Raw genomic sequence first — 18,709 nt, forward strand, 5'->3', positions numbered from 1 at the left:
GTTTTTGTCTTATTTATAACAATGGACCCAACAGACATATCTTTCGCTGAGCCATCTTGGTTTCCTTTATTTAGAAATTATATTCTTTTACTGTTGACATTATAGGGTAGGAGGGTATAGTATTAAGGTATATAAAAAAAGAGTAAGTGAATAATGAACTGGAGGAATACGATCATGAAAAAGTGGACTTTATCAGCCATTCTGTATGTATTCTTGGTTGTTACTGGATACACGATTTATAGTGGGTTTTTTCAAGAAGAAGAAAGTTCAGCTGCACAAAAAGAGAGTAGTAAACATGGTCATTCAGATGAAGAACAAGTACAGGGTCACATGGAAGAGGAAGGTCATGAAGGACACGATGTAGCCGATAGTGAAGTAAAGGTTACGCTCGATTACAAAGCGGATCTATTACACATCTTTTTGGCTGATGATGAGGGGAATCCTGTATCAGACTTGGAGATCAATCATGAAAAATATATGCATGTTATTGTTGTGAATGAGCACCTAGACACGTACCAGCATATTCACCCGAATGAAGTTGGAGCGGGAGAATACGAAGTTCCTGTTGAATTAGAAGAAGATAATTATAAAGTGTTTGTTGACATCAAGCCTAAGGATTTATCCTATACGGTTCAACCGATGTCTATTGTAGTCGGAGATGCTACTGATGCTCATGGTCATGGGTTACAACCTGATAATGATCTTACTCAGGAGATTGATGGAAAAAAGGTTACTTTACAAGTTAGTTCACAAACAGCTGGAGAACCAGTGACCCTTGATTTTGACCTTGATGTAACTGAGTTAGAACCATATTTAGGTGCAATGGGCCATGTCGTCATTCTAGATGCACATGGAGAAAAGTATCTTCATGTACACCCAGAAGATGCTACAAAACCTGTATTTGGTACACAGTTTGACCAACCGGGAATTTATAAAATATGGGCAGAATTTAAGCAAGATGGGAAAGTGAGAGTCTTCCCGTTTGTAGTGGAGATCGAGTGAAAATAAGAAGAGGTACAGACTTATGGTTCACGTCTGTACCTCTTTCATATGTTACACTTGGCTTTCGAATAAGGTGTTTCGGTTATTATATTTGGATATTAAGTAGAGCAGCAGTACGTTGATCATCAATAAGAAAAGGCCAACTAAAAGAAGGATGATCGGACTAATAATTAACATTCCTGTCGCTTGACCTACGAATAAACCAACAATAGGAAGAATGACCAGTCCACCGATTTGCTGGGCTTCCTGAAAGCTTTTTGACCTGGCTGACACTAATACCTCTATTAAAATGGTAAATAGGGTAATGATTGGTGATAACCAAAATACTAGTAATATCCAGTTTGCATTTGGAAAAATAAAACCATCAAAGATTGGATATGTAATGACAGTCGTAATGATACCAAAAATGACAAAGCTGCCGATTGTTAAAACCATGGTTGGTACAAAAGCGGAAAGTACCTTTCCAAAAAACAATTCCTTTACTGTGATCGGTGCAAATAACAGGCTCTCTAAGGTGCCTCTTTCCTTTTCCCCAACAAAACTATTAAGAGCAATCATCATGGAATTGATTACGGGAATAAGTAGAAACATAGAACCTAACAAATAGTTTACAACCACATAAATGATTTGATGGTTAAACGATGGTAACGCGTTAATCCTGTCTTTAATTTCTCCGTTAGGCAGGCCAGATAAAATGGTGTTTGTCATCACCTCTATATCAGAAGAGGTGAGAGGAACAAAAATAATAAGTAAAATAAGTGCAGCGGGAAAAATGACCGCAAAAATCAAAGGCAGGATGATCAGACCGATGAGCACTTGTTTATTACTCGTTATGCCCTTAATATCTTTCAAAGCTATTGTCCAGACGAGTTGCCTATTTATCTTCATTTTTCCCACCTCTGATCTGAAAATACAAACTCTCTAAATCTCTATTTTGAATCTCAACATGATGAATCCAGAATTGTTTTTTCAATATCTCCTCTAATAATCTTGGCAGTTGGTCCTTTGTTTGCAAGATAAAGGTGATAAAAGAGCCTTCCTGTTTGACTACTTTATATAGAGGATTTAGTTCGTTTACAACCGCGTTTGTTTCAATTTTTACAGAGATTTCTTTGATGTATTTTGTTTCTAATTCTGATTTGGTACCAGACTCAATAATGGTACCATGATCCAAAAATAAATATTGTGTACAAACGCTTTCAATCTGATGCAGAATATGAGAGCAAAGGAAGATCGTGGTTCCATATTGCTTGTTTAGTGTATGGATATTTTGAAGTACCATTTGAATACCTTCTGGATCCAATCCATTTGTAGGTTCATCTAAGAACAAGATGGTCGGGTTATGTAAGATGGCTTTTATGATTCCTAATCTGCGTTTCATTCCTGTGCTATAAGTACCCACTTTTTTCTGCTGATGGTCAGCCAGTAGAAAATCCTCGAGTAATTGTTGTATCCTCTTCTCATCATTTACTCCGTAAAGTTTTCCGAAGAATCTAAGATTATCAACACCACTCATTTCGTGATAAAGACCTGCTCCATCAGTTAATATACCACTGATTTTTCGAATCTCATGACCTTGTGTATGTGGATCCCAATTGTTAACGAGTATCTGCCCCGCTGTGGCTTCGATGACTCCATTTAATAATCGAATTATGGTCGTCTTCCCACTGCCATTTGGTCCTAGCAACCCGACAATATCGCCTTTATTGACCGTGAAAGAAACATCATGTAAGACGGGCCGAGCATCAAATTGTTTTTGTATTCCTTCTACTTGAATAATTGGAACCAATCTTTTTATCCCCCTTTTTCCTAGTAATGGTGAATTTCCATTATTAAGGTAATTATATCACTAAAAACCATTACACAAGGCACTTCGTCTCCACGGAGCGCCTTTTTATCATAAATTACTTACCTAGGTAACTAATTTGTGATATAATAGTATTATGATAGTTAAGGAGAGGTAATTAGATGCAGGAAAGACATGAGCTGTTTCATAGCATCCATCAGCTTTCAAGGAACCTGACCAAAAGAGTAAATGCGGCGTTAGAACCGTATGAAATCTATAGCTCTCAGTGGTCAGTTTTATTTGTGCTTAAGGAAAAAGGATCTATGACACAAAAAGAGCTATGCCATTATTTAGCCATTGAAGCTCCACCGATGACAAGAACCATTCAGAAGCTTCAAAAACTAGGGCTTATTGAACAAATCGAAGGAGAAGACCGACGTAAAAAATACATTGGCCTAACCGAAAAGGCAATCACAAGCTATCCGGTCTGGGAGCAAGCCGTTATGGATGTGAATAATCAAATCATTAGCGGTCTTTCAGAACATGACCAAAAGGAACTGCGAGTCATTGTGACCGAATGGCTAAAAAAATTATAGGGAGTTGTGAACATCTTGGATGATACAACACAAACAAAATTGTGGACCAGAAACTTTATTGCGGTTTCAGCCAGCAATTTCTTTTTATTTATGAGCTTTTATTTTCTCTTAGTAACATTACCAGTTTACGTCGTTAACGACTTGGGGGCATCCAAATCCTCAGCTGGTTTACTTACCACCGCTTTTCTTCTAGCAGCCATCATTATACGCCCCTTTTCAGGTAAATTAATTGAAAAATATGGCGGTAGAATCATATTAATCACTTCATTACTATTATTTCTTGCTACCACCCTTTTTTACTTTTTCTCAAATAGTGTTCCCCAACTGCTAACGGTAAGGCTGATACATGGAATCAGCTTTGGGATGGCAACCACTGCTGCAGGTTCGATCGTAGCTGATATTATCCCTGAAAGAAGAAGAGGAGAAGGGATGGGATATTTTATCTTATCCTCGGCACTAGCAATGGTCATTGGTCCTTACCTCGGGCTAACTTCCATGCAAAGTGGTGGCATTAATGTGATGCTTATGATTGCCCTTGTTGCTTCATTAGGTGGATTAGTTGCAGGTTTCTTATTATCAAAAACGAAGGAGCGAAGGGAAACCTCAAAGGAACCAACGAAGTTTACAACAGGCTCTCTCTTTGAAAAAACAGCATTACCGATTGCCATAACAGGTGCATTCTTTGCCATTGTCTATTCGTCGATCATCTCGTTTATCTCTGTGTATGCAAATGAGATTCATTTAGGTCATGTCGCAAGCTTTTTCTTCGTCGTTTATGCTTTTGTCCTTTTAGTGTCGCGTCCCTTTACTGGCAGATGGTTTGATCAATTCGGGGCAAATATCATTGTGTTTCCTGGGATTATTCTTTTTTCCATTGGTTTGTTCATCCTCAGTCAAGCATCTTCAGGTTTCATCTTTTTACTTGCAGCTGCTTTTATCGGCCTTGGTTGGGGTACTTTGTTTCCAACCTTTCAAACCATCGCGATACAGTCTGCACCACCGAAACGAAGAGCCATGGCAACAGCAACTTTCTTGTCTGTATTTGATGCGGGAATTGGACTCGGATCCTATATCGTAGGTGTCATAGCAACAGGAATCTCATTCAGCCAATTGTACTTTTACGGATCGTTTTATGTATTGGCAGGAATGGCTGTATACATCTACTTTAATTTGAGGAAATCCTTCAGCAAGAATGGGGAAGCGACCTATAATACAGAATTGAATAAGCGGGCTAATTAGTTCGGTGCTTTTTGGGGAAGAGTGGACTCGGATTTTTATCCGAGTCTTTTTTTGTATGGTCATTCCGACAAGAGAGGTCATGGAAAATGTAGTTTTGTCTGAATGAGCGGGTGATTGAGACAGGTTAGAGCTTGAAAACCATTGTAGAGTCCGAATAAAGAGTTCATTCAGACAGGAACCAGAGCAGAAGTGGAACCAGAGTCCGAATGAGCGGGTGATTGAGACAGTTTAGAGTTCGAAAACCATTGTAGAGTCCGAATAGAGGGCTCATTCAGACAGGAACCAGAGCAGAAGTGGAACCAGAGTCCGAATGAGCGGGTGATTGAGACAGGTTAGAGTTCGAAAACCATTGTAGAGTCCGAATAGAGGGCTCATTCAGACAGGAACCAGAGCAGAAGTGGAACCAGAGTCCGAATGAGCGGGTGATTGAGACAGGTTAGAGTTCGAAAACCATTGTAGAGTCCGAATAGAGGGCTCATTCAGACAGGAACCAGAGCAGAAGTGGAACCAGAGTCCGAATGAGAGGGTGATTGAGACAGGTTAGAGTTCGAAAACCATTGTAGAGTCCGAATAAAGAGTTCATTCAGACAGGAACCAGAGCAGAAAAGGAACAAGAGTCCGAATGAGAGGTGGATTGAGACAACATAGAGCTCGAAAACAATCATTGAGTCTGAATAAACGGCTCATTCAGACAGGAGTCAGTTAAGAAGCTAAAATTGAGACCGAATAAGACATTGACCTTAGAGCTGAACGCCTTAAATACATTATTCCTCAGCAACTCTATAAACTTGCATAGTTATCCTTTACAAACCAGTTATTAAGAAAAGATCTGGTTTGTTTATATTTGGCCCATTTTCACTTTCTAGGTTAGATTACCTTACAAAAATATACATTTTTACTTTTTATTTTGTTATGATTCATAAATACACTGAATTATATGAAAATTCGAGGAGGGGCACGGATGGAAGCAATCCATGACATTCTACAGATGATTTCAACTTCTAATGAGGGGGTTCTTGCGACGATCATCCGAGTGGAGGGCTCCGCCTATAGAAAAGAAGGAACATCTATGTTGTTCCATAAAAATGGGTCAAGGTCTGGCATCCTCAGTGCAGGCTGTCTAGAAACCGATCTCGAGTATCGAGTAAAAGGATTGTTTGGAACAAGTGAGCCCCAAACCATTGTTTATCATATGCAAGCGGAAGATGATTTTTCATGGGGTCAAGGAGCAGGCTGCAATGGAATCATTACAGTCTTACTCGAACCGATAGACGATCAGTTTTTAGAACATCTCAATATTTTAAAAAATCATCTAGCACTTGGGAATAGAGTGACGATGATCAAACAATTAGATGAACATTTATCTGCATCCTCTTGCCTGTTTATGACCGAGGATGGAACTATCTTTGGGAGCTGGACGGGTAGGAATGTTTTATTAGCTAAAAGTCTTTTAAAGAATTATCATTTAATGCCCCAAAAAAGCGGAACACTGTATTCCTCCGAGTTAGCTTCAAATTTATATATCCATACCTTTGAACCAAAACCGCGACTCATGATTTTCGGAGCGGGGGAGGATGTCATTCCATTAGTTGATTTGGCTTCTAAAACAGGATTTAAAGTAATTGTATCGGATTGGCGTCCGGCGTTATGCGATAAAGAATTGTTCCCGAAGGCAGATCAACTGATTGTTGGATTTCCGGAGGAGAGCTTAGAAAAATTAACTTTTCACCCTACAGATTCAGCAATCGTCGTTTCCCACAATTTTCAGAGAGACAAAGAATATTTACAGTACTTGCTTACCAAAGAGATAAGGTATTTAGGCGTACTTGGTTCTAAAAACAGGACACAGCGATTGCTAGAAGGAAATGACATTCCACCCCATGTAAAAAGTCCAATTGGATTATCCATTGGAGCAGAGGGACCAGAGGAAATTGCAGTTAGTATCGTTGCCGAATTAATTCAACAACGGAAAAAAAGCAAAGAGGGAATTCGCCATGAAGAATGGAATCATCGCCATATATCTTGCTGCGGGTAAGAGTAGCAGAATGGGGAAAAACAAGCTTTCTCTTCCACTCTCTACTTGTACCATAGGAAGCTCCGCTCTACGTACAGCAATATCTTCCTCACTAGAACATGTCCTTGTTGTTTCAAAAAAAGAAGACTCCCTCGAATGGGTTGATCCCTCTCTGTTCTGTTCTCCTTATTCTAGTCAATGGTCTCATGTGGTATGTAATGATGCGGAGAAAGGGCAGGCGCATTCATTGCAACGAGGATTACTTTCAGCAATGAGTGTGAATCCAAAAGGAATCATGGTTCTTCTAGCGGATCAGCCTTATTTGTCGAAGGCTACCATAGATAAGATAATCACAACTTATATCAGTGCTGACGAGCAAGATTTCGTAGCTGCCTGTTACAAAGGAATCCCTAGACCACCTGTCATCTTTTCACAACAAGTAATTCCTAAGTTGATGAAACTGCAGGGAGATGTTGGGGCAAGAAAGATTTTTAAGGAGTTAGAAGGAATGTTTGTAGAGTTCTCAAATACTCGAGACTTTTATGATATTGATACGAAGGAAGATTATGAACGAGTACTTGGAGGTGAATGGAGATGATTAGACAAGGAACAACTTCGCTATTTGATACGGAAGTTTGGATGCCTACGTCACTTGAGGAGGCTTGGGACCTAAAAGAAAAGTTTGGGGAAACCGCTTCGTTTATTGCTGGCGGAACTCTTATGCAAACCCATTGGGCGAAAGGACTCGATTGTCCTTCGTATTTAATTAGTTTAGATCGAATGAATGAGGTAAAAGGCTGGGGGAAGGAACTTCTAAATGGCCAATCGTATACTCGTCTTGGTGCGGGCATTACCTTAGACATCTGTCGTCAAAACAAGGAACTCTTCCATCCTCTTCTTGTGGAGGCCGCTAGAAATATTGCTGCACCTGCTGTCCGAAACATAGCGACGATCGGTGGTAACATCGCTAATGGGTTTGGCGATATGATTCCTGCCTTACTAGCAATGGATGCCGTCCTTTCCGTGTATGACGGTAACTTAGTTCATCTTCAACCATTATATGAATATATAAAAAATAACAATCAATCGCTTATTATCTCTGTCCATGTGCCAGATGATCAAACGAAGTGTTTTTTTTATAAGAAGCTATGTCATCGTGAGGCATTTACCCCGAGTGTTGTGACGGTGGCAGGAATGTTCAATCTTAATGAAAAAAGGGAGATATCAGCCGTTCGATTGGCTGTAAGTGGCAGTACAACTCAGCCTCAACGATTATATGAATGTGAGCAATTATTAGAAGGTTCTTCACTTACGAACGACCAATTACAGACGGTCTTCCAAACAATAGAAGAAGAATTTACTCCTTCTACAGACATGTTTTCTACTGCAATATATAAAAAATCAGTAGCCGCCAATTGGGTGGTTTCAGAGATTGCTAGGCTAGCTACATAAAGGAGGGGGCCCATGGCGATACACACAAGCTTGTTTGATAAGAAAAAGAAGATACGTCCTGACGGTCCAGGAAAAGTGACTGGTGCACTAAAATATTTAACCGACTTATCGTTTCCAGGGATGTTATACGGAAAGATTTTAAGAAGTACGGAACCTCATGCAGAAATACAATCTATTTCCGTTCACCAGGCAAAGCAGCTTCCTGGGGTAAGAGCGATTGTCACTTATGAGGACGTTCCAGGGTTAAACGGGTTTGGACTCTTATTTCCTGACCAGCCTGTACTATGTGAGGATCGAGTTCGCTATGTTGGGGATGCAATCGCTGCTGTGGCTGCAGACACGATAGAAATTGCTGATGAAGCGTTGCAGCTCATTCAGGTGAAATATAAGAAGCTTCCGGTCATTGTTGAACCTGAAGAAGCCCTTCATCCTGATGCACCAAAGCTTCATCCCGATGGAAATCTACTCCACCGTGCCTATTATTCAAAAGGAGATGTGGAGGAAGGATTTCAGTCATGCTCCCATATTGTAGAGGAAACATATGAACTTCCAAGACAAATGCATGCTTATATGGAGACAGAAGGTGGAGTGATTGTCCCTGAAGCTGACGGGAAATTAACGGTCTATGTTGGTACACAGCATGGGTTCAAAGATCGCTATCAGCTGGCAAGAATCTTAAATATGAATGAGTCTGACATCCGGATTGTATCGAGTCCGATGGGGGGATCCTTTGGGGGGAAAGATGAATTAAACATTCAACCATATGGGGCATTGCTGGCACTTGCAACAAACTGTCCTGTTAAAATTCATCAAACGAGGAGAGAATCGGTTCGCGCAGGGCTAAAGCGACATCCGATGAAAATAACGATGAAAACTGGTGTAGATGATTCGGGGAAAATACTTTCACATAAGGTGAAGATTATAGCTGATACGGGAGCTTATGCCACACTAGGTCCCGCAGTTTTGGATTTTTCTGTAGAGCATGCTCCTGGTCCCTACGTGATTCCGAACATTGAAATAGAAGGTTTGTCCGTTTTTACGAATAATGGTGTGGCAGGTGAATTTAGAGGGTTTGGTGGGAATCAAGTGACGTTTGCACTCGAAGGCCAAATCGACCGTTTAGCTGAAAAATTGCAGTTGGATCCTATTGAATTTCGTGAAAAAAACTTAAGACAAGTGGATAGTCCTGGACCCTTAGGACAAAAAATTGCTCCAACTAGTGGCGCTAGAGATGTCTTAGAGGCAATAAAGGAGAAAGTGGTTGAAAATACAAACGAAAGTCATTTGTCAGATCAGTGGAAGGTAACAGGAACTGGAGTGGCCATTTCCATTCACGGTGGGGGATTAGGTGTCGGTCGAATCGACCCAGCAGGTGGACGACTTTCTTTTACTAAAGAGGGGAAAATAGAAGCTGCTTTCGGTTTCGAAGAGTGTGGGCAAGGTTTACTAGCTGTCATTGAAACGTTAGTCATGGAAGAGTTTAAATGTATGGAAAATGATATACGTATTGTTGTCGGAGATACAGATTCCGTACCGATATCGGGATCGTCAACAGCCTCTCGTGCAACAAGTATGGTGTGGAATTCGATTCAAAGAATGAAGGAAACATTTCGAGGCGAGATTTTGGCGAGGGCATCGAGAGTAACCGATTTACCAGTTACTGAACTGACTATGGGACCAAATGGAATTTGGCTAAATGATGGAAATCTATGTGTCTCGTATGCCGAATTAGCGGAGAAAACGTTAAACGAACCACTTTTAAAAGTAGAAACTTCCTTTAATTTTCCGGTAAGCCCTGATGCCGTTGTAGACGGAAGTCATTTCTTATATGCGTTCTCTTCTGTGTTAGCACGGGTGGAGGTAGACCTATTAACAGGAAAGATAAAGGTACTTGATTTAGATCAAGCAATAGCAGCTGGTCCTGTTGTTAGTTTGCTAGGTTATCAGGGACAAATTGAAGGAGGGGGGATTATGGCCCTAGGCTACAGTTTGATGGAAGAAGCAAAGATGGAAAATGGAGCGTACGTAAATGATAATTTTGATACCTATCTAATCCCTACCATCAAAGATGTGCCGTTCGTCTTGAATGTGGAAGCAATCGAGAAGCTTCAAGAGGGGGATATATATGGCCCGCGTGGAGTGGGAGAGATTGGTACAATAGCAGTTGCTCCAGCGATTGTGAAGGCTATCCATGATGCAACGGGGTGTTGGGTAAATAAGCTACCTGTATCAAGGGAGTTTTTACTAGAGCAAATGTCTGCTAGAGGGGATAAGCGATGGATATGAAAGAACAGGCAGAAATCATGACTCCTCCCAAAATGGAGCTTTCTTTAACCATCAATGGAACAAATGTTGTATTACAGGTTCCCCCTACGAAAAGGCTTGTCACCATTTTGCGGGAAGAATTAAACCTCACTGGTACGAAAATTTCGTGTGAAGTTGGCCGTTGCGGAGCTTGTGCGGTCCAAATGAACAATCAGTTAGTTAATTCATGCCTAGTCATGGCTTATCAGGCAAATGACGCTTCTATAGTTACGATTGAAGGCCTGGCAGGAGAAGAATTGGATCCTATTCAACGTGCATTTTTAGAAGAGGGTGGTTTTCAATGTGGATATTGCACACCTGGAATGGTGATGGCGGTAAATGCCTTGTTAGCTACAAATCCTTCTCCATCAGACGAGCAAATCCAGGAAGCTCTATCTGGGAACCTTTGTCGCTGTACAGGGTATGGTGGAATTATACGAGCTGTCAAAAAGGCGATTTCAAGCAATAATCAAGCAATATGAGGGTCCTTCAATAGGGTCCTCTATTTATTTATATAAATCTTTAAGTATATTTTACAATTCTCCAAAGTCTCGTTTAAAACACTTTTTTATACTAAATGGATAGTATGAAAGGTGTTTTTTATTTTATTTAGACTCAAGTTTGTCCGTGTGTAAAAAACGAGCAAAGGTGGCTAAATATGAAAATCCTACTAACAACGGAGTGCTATGCACCTATCATAAATGGGGTAGTAACTTCTGTCATGACTTTGGAAAAAGAACTAAGGGGACTAGGACATGAGGTGAGAATCCTAACTTTATCTATGACAAAACGCTCTTATAGGCGGGACCATGTTACTTATATTAGGTCACTTGGTGCGGGTAAGTTGTACCCTGGAGCAAGGTTTGCTTGGCGCACAGATACGGAATATCTTGACGAGTTGGTTGACTGGCAGCCGGATATTATCCACTCTCACTGTGAATTCAGTACTTTTTTAATGGCACGACAACTAGCAAGGAAACGGGGAATTCCGATTGTGCATACATATCATACAGTTTACGAGGACTATACGCATTATTTTTCTCCCAACAAAAAGTGGGGCAGAGCCATGGTTGCGCTTTTTACCAGAAAAGTCTTGAACCACACTCACTGCGTGATTGCCCCTACGAATAAAGTTCGCTCCATTCTGCTCGAATATGGAGTGACTCGACCCATTCAGGTGGTACCTACAGGGATCAATTTAGCTAGAATAACCAGACCCATCCATGACCAAGAAAAGCAAACTCTTCGTATGAGAATTGGTATCCCTAATCATCATAAGGTGCTTTTAGCGGTTGGTCGTTTAGCAAAAGAAAAGAACCTCGAGGAAATACTATTTTATCTATCAAAAACAGAGCAAAAAAACGTGACGCTGGTGATTGTTGGTGATGGACCAAATCGGGAGAGCCTGGAGCAATACGCAAAAACTTTGGGAATTCGTAATCATGTGATATTTGTGGGAATGATCTCTCCCACAGAAATTTCTGCTTATTACCAACTGGGGGATGTGTTTGTTAGTGCTTCAAATAGTGAAACTCAAGGCCTAACGTATGTTGAGGCATTAGCAAATGGACTTCCTGCCCTTTGTCGGAAGGATAGCTGTTTAGATGATGTGATTACAGATGGGGTAAATGGGTGGCAATACTCAAGCTTTGAAGAGTTTGATGAAAAACTTTACATGATGCTAAGTGAGGAAGAGGTGTATCGTCGTTTAAGTAATCATGCAAGAGCGAAAGCAGCATGTGAATACTCTTCAGAATCGTTTGCCATGAAGGTTGAACAAATCTATCAGCAGGAAATTGCTAAATATCGAAGAACGATACTAAAATCATGTGGAAGCGATCTTAATAGTGTCAATGAAGGACGTTAACTCAGAAAAAATGGAGGGAAATGACGTTCATAAGGTGGATGAAGATCATTAACTCAGAAAAAATGGAGGGAAATGACGTTCATAGAGTGGATGAAGGTCATTAACTCAGAAAAAATGGAGGGAAATGACGTTCATAAGGTGGATGAAGGTCATTAGCTCATTAAAATTCGGAAGAAATGACCTTCATAGCATGGATGAGGTCTGCGAATCCCCCCGAAATGGATTTGTTACATGAAAACAAGCACCAGAAAAAAACTCTGGTGCTTCATTGTTAATAAGATACTCCTGTACGCTTATGAGATTTTTCAAACTCTGTTGGATTTGGATCAAAGTACTCTGCGGTGTATTGTGCGACGAAAGCATTGTCTTTAATATATCCAGCTCCCCAGGTTGGATCCATGGTCAGCCAATTTCCATCGACTTTTGCCTCTACCCAAGCATGCTTTTGTGGCCAAAATCCCCCAAAGGCATTGCCTTCAATTAATCGTGCTTCCACATTGCTGGCTCGTAATAAGGCAATGGTAAGGTAAGCGTAGTCCTGACAAATCCCCTTCTTTAATTGGAGTGTTTTTAAAGCACTATCATCCCAGTTATAGTTCTTCGTTTCGTACTTTTCTACATCATAGGAGATGTTGCTTGCTACATACTTGTAAATGGCTTCTGCTTTTTCCCTGTCAGTGGTTAGCCCGTTTGTTAACTGCCCAGCTAACTCTTTAATTTCTGGAGCATCAGATTGGACCCCACGTGATGGGAGCAAATCACGCTTATCCTCAGAAGTAGACTCTACCTCAAATTTAGCAAATCCGAAATATCGGAACCTATCACTATTTTCTTCCTTGATTTCAGGGACACTAAGCATGACTTCATACGTTCCAGGTCCAAATCGTAAGTAGAAGGAATCATTAAATGAGAAATCTTCTACAGGAATAACGTCTAATGCTTCGTCTTCTCCTTTTTTCGTCGTCACATAAATATGGGTGGTTTCTGGACCAAATTCAGCTTTTGAATCAATGGTACCTTTAATGGTAAAAAGACCATCGGATTCGACTCCGCCAAATTGTGGATAATTAAGTGTGACTCCTCGTTCTAGGTAAGTACTTGAAAAATCGATTGGTGACAAGGTTCGGTCTGATTCGTTATTAATAAGTATCTTTGTTGCTGGTTGATAATATTTTTCTCGCTCTTCATCAGGCACTAGTACTTCGAGTTCATGAACTCCTTTCCCATATAAAAGGGGGACATCAAAGGAAAATTGACCATCAACAATAGGTAATACGTGCGTCCATGAATCCGAGTCCTTGGTTAGTTTAATCATGATGGTGTCGTTATCGGATAATGTTCCTGCATCTCCACTTAATGAAAAAATTTCTTTTTCAGTCACATACCCGAGATCAAGATTCAGTAGTATTTCTGCGTCTTGACCAAAAGGAGAATACGTAACATCACGTTCAATGTCTGGGTTCACGTTATGAACCGTAAATGATGCAGTCTCATAATAATAATCTTCACGATCTAAGCTAGGAACCTGTACTTTAACTTCATACTGGCCTTCTCCATTAAAAAGGGAAATCTCTTGCTTAAACTTCCCATTTTTAATCGGTGCGTAGTATTCCTGTTCCATCCCTGCAGGTCCCTCTTCGTTAGCCTGAACCTTGATCCAAACATAATCAGACTTTATCTCTGAAAACTTCTCGATCGCACCTTCAACCATCACTTTTTTATTTACAGCGAATTCTTTATAAGTTGGTTTTTTTAATGTGACTCCAGCTTCCTTGCTATAAGAAGTTAGCTCAATGGGTTGAAGATCGAGTTCTTTGTTCTTTTCTTTCACGAGCTTATCGTATTTGTTTTCTTCTTTTTGAGTTTCCTCAGTTTTAGAATTGCTTGCCTCAGAGTTACTGCATCCTGAAATAAAAAGAATAATGCTTAGTAAACTGATGATAATAAATATGACAGGTATTTTCTTTTTCATATATCCTCCTTTAAAACGACCGTTTACAAAGGTATTTACGTTATCATGCTTGGTTAAGTTTCTAGGTCTTCCTTCCTTATTTAATCTTTGTGATTTTATTCACAAAAAGTTCAATATTCCTATCACCCAAAGAACGTTCGGTAAAGTATATTAATAATATGTTAATAGTGTTAATTGCAAGGAGGACTAACAATGAAGAAAATATTTTTCTTAACAACACTAATAGGAGCAATCTTAACACCTTATTTTGCACAAGCCCATGTGAAATGGTTTACAAAACTTGTGCCGCAAAAAGAAACCATTGAAAATATATTATCGCCGTTATTTATATCTTTAGCACTACTTGCTGCAATTGTTTTAGGGGTACTTACATTACTTATTCCAAAGTTTGCAGAATGGAAGCAAATTAAGATTTGGGATGACAAATTATCAAGTTTAAGAAAATATTCAAGACACCTGCTAAAATATGGGACCGCCATTGCCCTTATTTTGCAAATTATTAATGGAACATTATTTGCACCCGAACTACATGTAAGTCAAATGGTATCCATTATTGCTTGGATTAGCGTTGGTTTCTTATTAATTCCACATCATATTGCAACAAAGATCGGTTCGGCTATTCTTTTAGGTTTATTTGTTTATATTACTGCCGAACATGGTATTTTCTACATGCTTGATTACAGCTTTTATATCGCTATTATTGGAGTTTTACTTGTAGGAAAAACAAAACTAGAAAATGTAGGATTTCCATTTTTATATTTAGGAACAGGGTTATCTCTATGCTGGGTGGCCGTTGAAAAATGGGTGTACCCAAGCATGACGATGGACATTATTGTAAACCATCATGTTCCAACGTTTGGCTTTGCACCAACTACTTTTATTGTGATGGCCGCATTTATTGAATTTGTAGTAGGTTATTTACTAGTGGTAGGTATTTTAAACAGAGTGTTAGGTCTTGTTGTAACTGTTATTTTTATCATGACGACCATGTTGTTTGGTTTTACAGAAATTATCGGTCACTTTATGATTCATATTGTACTAATCATCTTTATCATTGAAGGAGTATCTTTCTATAATCCTCCTATCAAATGGCATAAAACAAAACTAGATCAATTTATTTTTGTGTTTTTAAATTTCTTGTTTGTACTAGCAACGATTGTGTTGGTTTACTACCGTTTTGGATGATAAAAAATGATTCCTTGAAAGCTACCATGTCCTGGTAGCTTTTTTTTCTATGTTATATAATCTGACATAACCCTTGAACCGGCACTTTTGTGCGTCTATACTTCAGAGTATAAAAGCATACGGGTTCTCGTTAATATAATTGAGGACAAAAATGGCTCTCTAGGGTTCCGGTTGAAAAACGTCTGGTCCGAGAGAGAGCGTACAGTATATCTGTAGACACGGAGGGACAAAAGCCCGGGAGAATTTTTCTGTAAAATTCTCCTGGGCTTTTGTTTTTTTACACGAAATCCAAAAAAGAAGGTGTAAGGGAATGAATAAAGGAACAGGATTAGTAAAATCACTTAAGCTGCATCAAGTTGTATTTATGGGACTTGCTTGGATGACACCGATGATATTCTTTACGGTTTACGGCGTTGCTTATGAGGCATCCAGTGGGATGATGGCGGCTGCCTATGTAACAGCCTTCATTGCAATCTTTTTCACTGCTTATAGCTACAGTTTAATGGTTAAGGCTTACCCCGTCTCAGGTTCTGCCTATACGTATACGAAGAGGGCGGTTCATCCAATGGCAGGCTTTCTTGTTGGTTGGGCTCTTCTTTTGGATTATATTTTCTCTCCTATCATTGCGATTCTTACGTTCGGCATCTTCATGCATACAGAATTTCCTTCTATACCGGTTTTTGTTTGGATTATCATTATGAATATCATCCTTGCTATTGTTAATATCGTTGGCATAAAGTCCGCTGCTCGTGTGAGTGGGATGTCGGTACTTGTTCAAATCGGATTTATTCTCATTTTTTGTATTCTCGTTGCAAAGGATCTTATAGCAGGTGGAACAGGTGCAAGCTCACTATTCTCTTTAACACCTTTCTTCGGCGAACATATTGCCTTAAGTGCCGTATTTTCCGGCGCAGCCCTCATCTGTTTTTGTTTCCTCGGTTTTGATGCAGTGACAACGATGGCAGAGGAAACGATCGACGCAAAAAAGACGATACCAAAAGCAATCTTTCTCATTGTGATCATAGCGGTAACTATGTACACGGCGATTTCTTATTTGACTCAAATTGCCTATCCAGATTTTACTTTTGCCAATCCTGATAATGCAGCCTATAATCTCGTTCAGTTAGTAGGTGGCAATTTATTCAGTTCTCTTTTTATTATGGTTCTTATGATCGCAACCTTTACACAGGGTGTTTCTTCTGTAACAAGTGTGAGCAGGTTTCTATACGCACTTGGTAAGGAATCCATTCTTCCGGGAAAAATTTTTACAAGCATTCATCCTAAATACAAAACACCTTTTGCCAATATCGTTTTGGTAGCGATTATTTCATTTTCTGCGGTGTTCATTAGTCTAGATACTGCCGTCATGTTTGTAAGCTTTGGTGCGTTAACCGCATTTATATTTGTCAATTTATCAGTGATTGCTCATTATTATGTAAAAATGAAAAAACGCTCAATAAAAGACACTTGTTTTTATCTTATTTTCCCACTTGTAGGGGCAAGTTTTATAGGCTGGCTGTTAACCTTGCTTGATAAGCATACTTTAACAGTAGGTGTTATCTGGGTTGCTGTAGGATTTACGTATCTCTTCTTGAAGACTGAATGGACAAAAGCTAAGGAACGTAAAATGGCTTTGTCTTTTCATCAAACAGCGATTAAGAAAAACATTGTTAGATAGTCTGACACTTTCATTGTTATCTATCTTTTCTGATAGTTATACTAATTACAACAACATACAGGTTTCCACATACTGTTGGAAACGAAAAAGCTTTCTAGGGTTCCGGTTATTAACGTCAGGTCCGAGAGAGAGCGTACAGCATCTGCTGTATACACGGAAGGATAAAAGCCTGGGAGATGAATGATCTCCTAGGCTTTTATCCTTTTTTATTTTAAAGGAGGCTAAATGATGAGTAAGGTACTATCGAAAATAATTCCTGCTGGTGGAAAATGGTCAACAAAAATAAGAAGTGGAAAACAACTAACTTTTACTGCTCTTGGAGATGGAGCCAATCTTTCTCTCCTTTTATATAACGCAGATGACACATCAGAGCGCTACAATATGCCGGATACATTAAAGGCTCAGCATACCGCTCACTTAACGACTGGAAACGTCTTGATGAGTGACAATGGAAGAGTACTAGCAAGTATTATTGATGATTCTCTTGGCTGGCATGACACAATATCAGGCTATGCGACACGCCTTATGATAGACGAACGGTATGGGAAGACGTCCTATCAAGAACAAAGAAATGATTGGAATCGAAGTGGGGAGGAAAACTTTGCGGTTGAATTGTTCCGAAATGGATTAACGAACAGAGATCTTATCCCCGTTGTTAATTTATTTTCAAAAGTATCTTGCAAGGAAGATGGTTCACTTCATTTTGCTCCAGGCCATTCCAAAAAGGGTGACACCATTACACTGCGAGCCGAAATGGACGCTCTTATTATCTTATCAAACACGCCAAACCCGCTTGACCCAAGTTTCAATTATCCTTCTGTTCCTGTCGAGATAACGATCACGGATGCAGCTCCAGTAGAGGAGAACGATATTTGTGTGAACCATCGTCCGGAAAACCGTCGTGCATTTGAGAACACATGGGATTATGTTTTGCTAACAAAAGGAGGAATAAACTAATGGCCACTTTACAATACAAGGTTAGTGAAAGACAGGTAGATGAAGCGATTGATAACTATATTGTTCCTGCTGGAGAAGGGTGGACCAAAATTCTTGAACCAGGACAGGTGCTACGAATTGTGGATGTAGAAGGAAACCAGGCAGCAGACACCCTTTTCTACGATGCCGATCATCCAACCGACCATTATAGTGCGATAAATACGATTCAACGCCAGGGCAATGTGTATTTAACGACTGGTTCGGTTCTAGTTTCAGAGTCTGGGAAAGAGCTTGTCGAGATTGTTGCCGATACATGTGGACGGCACGATACGCTTGGTGGCGCTTGTTCCGCGCAAAGTAACACCGTTCGCTATTCTCATGACACGCTTCCTATGCATAACTGTCGAGATACGTTCATGCTTCAACTATCAAAGTATGGAAGCCAATTTAACAAACGAGATTTAGCACCAAACGTTAATTTCTTTATGAATGTTCCTGTTACGCCAGAAGGTGGATTAACCTTTGAAGATGGTGTATCTGCTCCAGGATATTATGTAGAAATGAAAGCAGTCAGTCGGACACTTGTCCTTATTAGCAACTGTCCACAATTAAATAATCCGTGTAACGCCTATAATCCTACTCCTATTCAACTAATAATCTGGGATAAATAACATAGAG

At 39.8% G+C, this 18,709-nt stretch carries 16 protein-coding genes and 2 riboswitches; of the genes, 13 read left to right on the forward strand and 3 right to left on the reverse strand.

Features of this window, described 5'->3' with window-relative positions; genetic code table 11:
• Positions 1 to 174 precede the first annotated feature (174 nt).
• Positions 175 to 1,002 (forward strand): DUF8832 domain-containing protein, encoded by an 828-nt coding sequence (locus ACRX5O_RS09735; protein ID WP_433905752.1) that lies wholly within the window; start codon positions 175 to 177, stop codon positions 1,000 to 1,002.
• A gap of 51 nt (positions 1,003 to 1,053) precedes the next feature.
• On the opposite strand, the gene ACRX5O_RS09740 is transcribed toward ACRX5O_RS09735, so the two are convergent.
• Together ACRX5O_RS09740 and ACRX5O_RS09745 are read right to left on the reverse strand one after the other, a co-directional pair.
• Positions 1,054 to 1,890: an ABC transporter permease subunit gene (locus ACRX5O_RS09740; protein ID WP_433905753.1), complete on the reverse strand. Its 837-nt coding sequence runs from the start codon at positions 1,888 to 1,890 to the stop codon at positions 1,054 to 1,056.
• The gene (locus ACRX5O_RS09745; RefSeq protein ID WP_433905754.1) at positions 1,877 to 2,791 is read right to left on the reverse strand and encodes an ABC transporter ATP-binding protein; all 915 of its coding nucleotides are present in this window, start codon (positions 2,789 to 2,791) and stop codon (positions 1,877 to 1,879) included. The genes ACRX5O_RS09740 and ACRX5O_RS09745 overlap by 14 nt, the downstream gene beginning before the upstream one ends.
• 179 nt (positions 2,792 to 2,970) lie before the next feature.
• On the opposite strand from ACRX5O_RS09745, the gene ACRX5O_RS09750 reads away from it, so the two are divergent.
• The 8 genes from ACRX5O_RS09750 to ACRX5O_RS09785 all read left to right on the forward strand — a co-directional run bounded on the left by ACRX5O_RS09750 (position 2,971) and on the right by ACRX5O_RS09785 (position 12,260).
• Positions 2,971 to 3,384 (forward strand): MarR family winged helix-turn-helix transcriptional regulator, encoded by a 414-nt coding sequence (locus ACRX5O_RS09750; RefSeq protein WP_433905755.1) that lies wholly within the window; start codon positions 2,971 to 2,973, stop codon positions 3,382 to 3,384.
• Between the two features lie 15 nt (positions 3,385 to 3,399).
• Complete coding sequence (locus tag ACRX5O_RS09755; protein WP_433905756.1) at positions 3,400 to 4,623, forward strand: MFS transporter; 1,224 nt, start codon at positions 3,400 to 3,402, stop codon at positions 4,621 to 4,623.
• Between the two features lie 961 nt (positions 4,624 to 5,584).
• Positions 5,585 to 6,658 carry an XdhC family protein gene (locus ACRX5O_RS09760; RefSeq protein ID WP_433905757.1) on the forward strand — a complete coding sequence of 358 codons (1,074 nt, stop codon included), beginning with the start codon at positions 5,585 to 5,587 and terminating at the stop codon, positions 6,656 to 6,658.
• Positions 6,618 to 7,235: a nucleotidyltransferase family protein gene (locus ACRX5O_RS09765; protein ID WP_433905758.1), complete on the forward strand. Its 618-nt coding sequence runs from the start codon at positions 6,618 to 6,620 to the stop codon at positions 7,233 to 7,235. The genes ACRX5O_RS09760 and ACRX5O_RS09765 overlap by 41 nt, the downstream gene beginning before the upstream one ends.
• Positions 7,232 to 8,089 (forward strand): FAD binding domain-containing protein, encoded by an 858-nt coding sequence (locus ACRX5O_RS09770; RefSeq protein ID WP_433905759.1) that lies wholly within the window; start codon positions 7,232 to 7,234, stop codon positions 8,087 to 8,089. The genes ACRX5O_RS09765 and ACRX5O_RS09770 overlap by 4 nt, the downstream gene beginning before the upstream one ends.
• Positions 8,090 to 8,101: 12 nt before the next feature.
• Entirely contained in the window at positions 8,102 to 10,375 is a 2,274-nt protein-coding gene (gene pucD / locus ACRX5O_RS09775; protein ID WP_433905760.1) for a xanthine dehydrogenase subunit D, read from the forward strand.
• Positions 10,366 to 10,875 (forward strand): (2Fe-2S)-binding protein, encoded by a 510-nt coding sequence (locus ACRX5O_RS09780; protein ID WP_433905761.1) that lies wholly within the window; start codon positions 10,366 to 10,368, stop codon positions 10,873 to 10,875. The genes pucD and ACRX5O_RS09780 overlap by 10 nt, the downstream gene beginning before the upstream one ends.
• 176 nt (positions 10,876 to 11,051) lie before the next feature.
• Entirely contained in the window at positions 11,052 to 12,260 is a 1,209-nt protein-coding gene (locus tag ACRX5O_RS09785; protein WP_433905762.1) for a glycosyltransferase family 4 protein, read from the forward strand.
• A gap of 271 nt (positions 12,261 to 12,531) precedes the next feature.
• On the opposite strand, the gene ACRX5O_RS09790 is transcribed toward ACRX5O_RS09785, so the two are convergent.
• Positions 12,532 to 14,232 (reverse strand): transglutaminase domain-containing protein, encoded by a 1,701-nt coding sequence (locus ACRX5O_RS09790; protein ID WP_433905763.1) that lies wholly within the window; start codon positions 14,230 to 14,232, stop codon positions 12,532 to 12,534.
• 192 nt (positions 14,233 to 14,424) lie between these two features.
• On the opposite strand from ACRX5O_RS09790, the gene ACRX5O_RS09795 reads away from it, so the two are divergent.
• The 4 genes from ACRX5O_RS09795 to ACRX5O_RS09810 all read left to right on the forward strand — a co-directional run bounded on the left by ACRX5O_RS09795 (position 14,425) and on the right by ACRX5O_RS09810 (position 18,702).
• Positions 14,425 to 15,417 (forward strand): hypothetical protein, encoded by a 993-nt coding sequence (locus ACRX5O_RS09795; RefSeq protein WP_433905764.1) that lies wholly within the window; start codon positions 14,425 to 14,427, stop codon positions 15,415 to 15,417.
• Between the two features lie 148 nt (positions 15,418 to 15,565).
• Positions 15,566 to 15,660: riboswitch (guanidine-I (ykkC/yxkD leader) on the forward strand.
• Positions 15,661 to 15,727: 67 nt separating this feature from the next.
• Positions 15,728 to 17,095, forward strand: coding sequence for an APC family permease (locus ACRX5O_RS09800; protein WP_433905765.1), 1,368 nt, complete (start codon positions 15,728 to 15,730; stop codon positions 17,093 to 17,095).
• Between the two features lie 83 nt (positions 17,096 to 17,178).
• Positions 17,179 to 17,273: riboswitch (guanidine-I (ykkC/yxkD leader) on the forward strand.
• 50 nt (positions 17,274 to 17,323) lie between these two features.
• Entirely contained in the window at positions 17,324 to 18,052 is a 729-nt protein-coding gene (locus tag ACRX5O_RS09805) for an urea amidolyase associated protein UAAP1 (protein ID WP_433905766.1), read from the forward strand.
• Positions 18,052 to 18,702, forward strand: a complete 651-nt coding sequence (locus ACRX5O_RS09810) for an urea amidolyase associated protein UAAP2 (protein ID WP_433905767.1) — start codon at positions 18,052 to 18,054, stop codon at positions 18,700 to 18,702. The genes ACRX5O_RS09805 and ACRX5O_RS09810 overlap by 1 nt, the downstream gene beginning before the upstream one ends.
• Positions 18,703 to 18,709: the final 7 nt, after the last annotated feature.

It is taken from the genome of Robertmurraya mesotrionivorans (assembly GCF_050971805.1).
Classification (GTDB): Bacteria; Bacillota; Bacilli; order Bacillales; family Cytobacillaceae; genus Robertmurraya_A.